This window comes from Salidesulfovibrio brasiliensis JCM 12178 (genome assembly GCF_001311825.1).
Classification (GTDB): Bacteria; Desulfobacterota; Desulfovibrionia; order Desulfovibrionales; family Desulfovibrionaceae; genus Pseudodesulfovibrio; species Pseudodesulfovibrio brasiliensis.
In genome coordinates this window covers 1-1166 of sequence record NZ_BBCB01000171.1, presented here as the reverse complement: position 1 = coordinate 1166, position 1166 = coordinate 1, and the positions used below count along the sequence as shown (strand labels likewise).

The window sequence follows — 1166 nt, the reverse complement described above, 5'->3', positions numbered from 1 at the left end:
CCCTGAGAAATGTCACGCAGTGCATTTCTCAGGGCGTTTCAAGCTGTCTGGCAACCCAAGGATTCCAAAGGGGATTATCCCCTTTGGTCCCGCTGAAGGCGCCCTCGGAGAGCCGCCGGAGGCTAGGCGCGTCAGCGCCCCTACACAAGAAAAAAGGGCGTCCCGATTCGGGACGCCCTTTTTAGTGCATGATTCTTCCTCGCCTAAAGTCCTGGTTTGGGCATGGGCGGGAGGTTTTTTTCGAGCAGGTGTGCAGTGGAGAGCATGATGTCTTCGCTGAAGGTGGGGCCGAGCAGTTGCAGCCCGATGGGCATGTTGGAATCGGAGCCGATGCCGACGGGCATGCTCATGCCGGGCACGCCTGCGAGGTTGCAGGAGATGGTGAAGATATCGATGAGGTACATCTGGAGCGGGTCTGCTTTTTCGCCGGATTTGAATGCGGTAGTGGGGCAAACGGGTCCGGCGATGAGGTCGCAGGATTCAAAGGCCTTGTCGAAGTTCTGGCGGATGCGGCGGCGCACTTTGGCGGCTTTGCCGTAGTAGGCGTCGTAGTATCCGGCGGAGAGCACGTAGGAGCCGATGATGATGCGTCGCTGGACTTCGTCGCCGAAGCCTTCGGTGCGGGATCGGGTGTAGAGTTCGCTGAGTTCCTCGACGTTTTCCGCGCGGTGTCCGTAGCGGACGCCATCGAAGCGGGAGAGGTTGGAGGAGGCTTCGGCCATGGCGATAATGTAGTAGGTGGCGATGGCGTAGTCGGTCAGCGAGAGGGAGACGGGCACGGTTTTGGCGCCCAGTTCTTCCATTTTGGCAACGGCGTTTTGGCAGGCTGTTTCAACTTCCGGGCTGAGCGGGTTGTCGGAGTCTGCGGCGGGCCAGTATTCGTCGGGCAGGCCGATGGTCAGGCCGGAGAGGTCCTTGCGGTTGAGGGCTGCGAGGTAGTCGGGCACGGGGGTATCCACGCTGGTGGAGTCTTTGGGGTCGTGCCCGGCGATGACTTGCAGGACTCGGGCGCAGTCTTCGACGGACCGGGCCATGGGGCCGATCTGGTCGAGGGAGGAGCCGTAGGCGACCATGCCGTATCGGGAGACGCGGCCGTAGGTGGGTTTGAGGCCGGTGACGCCGCAGAAGGAGGCGGGCAGGCGGATGGAGCCGCCGGTGTCGGTGCC

At 62.3% G+C, this 1166-nt stretch carries 1 protein-coding gene; it reads right to left on the bottom strand.

The window, feature by feature from the left end:
• Positions 1-203: 203 nt before the first annotated feature.
• On the bottom strand, positions 204-1166 hold a 963-nt coding region (locus tag JCM12178_RS17410), incomplete at its 5' end, for an amidase family protein (RefSeq protein WP_054653242.1).